We start from the raw sequence: 1,905 nt of genomic DNA, 5'->3' as shown, positions 1-1,905 counted from the left end.
TTTGTTATTGGGGAAAGTCTTGTGCCATTTCCCCCCGCAAGGATTATGCCTTTCATCATAAAGCCTCCCTAAGATTCAAATATACTGTCTTCAGAAACTCTAAAATACCCATTGTAACTAACTTTTAATACCTTCAATATTGTACTTTTACCTCCTCACTGTATAATTTATTTGATACCATATCTTTATTATCTCGTAAGGAGGTCATTCAATTGTCATTATACGGTAACTCTTCTCAACTGTACTTCGATTTCGTCTACTCTGATTATATGAAAGAACATTCTGAATTTAAGTATCTTCTTGATTTAATCGATATGATCGATTGGTCCGTTGTCCCAGATTTCAGTAATAAGATGGGCAGAACAGGGTACTCCCGTCGGGCTTTACTTAAAGCTATCTTCGTTCAGAAAGTTAAGGGGTTTACAGTAAGGGAGTTGATTCACTTCCTTAAGAGTAACCCTTCCTTTGCTAAATGCATCGGTTTCGATCCTATTATCAACTACGTTCCTTCTGAAGCTACTTTCTCTTCATTTAAGAAGGAGTTTGGTCCTTCTTATTTGGATAAGGTTATCGTTTTTACCGTTCTTAAAGGTATCAAAGAGGGGATCTTTGATACTAGCTATCTTGTTGCTGATTCTTACCCCATTATCCTTAATTCTTTCTTCAACAACAAGAAGAGTCACGGTAAATTCAAAGATTACAAAGAGTACTATCGTTCTCCTTTAGAAGCAAATTTCGGCGTTAAACCTGTTTCTAATTCTAAACCTATCTACGATAAGTACGGTAACCCAAAGAACGCTATGTCTTATCTTGGTTACAAGGCTCATACTATCACTTTCCTAAACGTCCCTATCTTCACCGTGGTTTCCCCTGCTTCTGCCAATGACAAGAATTATGCTTTCGACCTTTTGGAAAAGGTTGTTAAGTATTTGGATCTTAGTGGGTTTAACTTCTTGGCTGATGCCGCATATGATTCAAGCGATCTTTACGATTACGTCCATTTGAAAACTGGTTCTATTGCTTTCATTCCCCTTCGTAATTCTTCTAAAAAAGGGTTAGTAGGTGAATGCGGTAAAAAACTTGTTAAACATTCCCATTACCTTGAGACTAAAAGAAACATATATAGAACCAAATTTGTTTGTGATGATCCTTCTAACTGTCCTTTGGGTAAGTCTAACTGTTATAGTTACAGAAACTATTCAAAGTATGATTTCCGTCATTTCCTTAACAGGGAGTCTCCTTTCTTCAAAGAGATTTACAAGAAACGTACTCTCATTGAATCCATCTTTTCCAGGTTAGAAAGCAACAACGGTACTACTTCTTTGAAATATACAAACGCTGTGCAACTCGAATGCAACCTTTCTAACCTTTTCCTTATCGCTTCTGCTCTTTTAGCTCACAACATGGGTAGAGACGATTTATTATCTTCTCCTAAAACGCTTATGTATGAAACGGCTTCTTAGCTTCTTTCTTTAGAAAATTTAAAGCCTTTTCAATACTTCCCAAATGAACGGTTATTCATTAACTGTACTTCTTTCGTCTTTATTTTTCCTAAAAAATTCTTCAATCCTAATTACTTTTCAATTTTTTGAAGAATTACTTCGATTTTCAAAGAGCATTTTGGATAATTATCCAATATTTTAGTTCTTTTTCTTCTTGTCTTAACTTACTTTACCTTTCGTTAATCGTTGCTTTGACCTATTTCTGAAGTGGGTAAATTTTCCAACAGCCCTTTGACTTTATCAACCCAAGGCATTTCAACTGGGGCACCATTACTTAATACCACCACCGTATTTGGTTGAACCTTAGTGATTTCCTCTATCAACTTGTTATGGCTTTGGGGCATCTGCATATGTTCTCTATCGTACCCTTCTGATTCGTATCTTTCAGGTAGTCCTGCGATGA

The 1,905-nt window shown here is 36.1% G+C and carries 2 protein-coding genes and 1 pseudogene; 1 reads left to right on the top strand and 2 read right to left on the bottom strand.

Annotated features, from left to right (window positions below):
• On the bottom strand, positions 1–56 hold a 56-nt coding region (locus tag X926_RS10480; protein ID WP_369973695.1), incomplete at its 3' end, for a sugar phosphate nucleotidyltransferase.
• 156 nt (positions 57–212) lie between these two features.
• Between X926_RS10480 and X926_RS09075 the strand changes: the two genes are divergently transcribed.
• The gene (locus X926_RS09075) at positions 213–1,463 is read left to right on the top strand and encodes a transposase (RefSeq protein WP_103065855.1); all 1,251 of its coding nucleotides are present in this window, start codon (positions 213–215) and stop codon (positions 1,461–1,463) included.
• A 257-nt stretch (positions 1,464–1,720) separates the two neighbouring features.
• On the opposite strand, the pseudogene X926_RS09070 reads toward X926_RS09075, so the two are convergent.
• Positions 1,721–1,905: pseudogene (locus X926_RS09070) on the bottom strand (glycoside hydrolase family 3 C-terminal domain-containing protein); the annotation flags it as partial.

Source organism: Petrotoga sp. HWHPT.55.6.3 (assembly GCF_002895495.1).
GTDB lineage: Bacteria > Thermotogota > Thermotogae > Petrotogales > Petrotogaceae > Petrotoga > Petrotoga mobilis.
The sequence above is the reverse complement of the archived record's forward strand: the minus strand, read 5'-3'. Positions and strand labels throughout refer to the sequence as shown.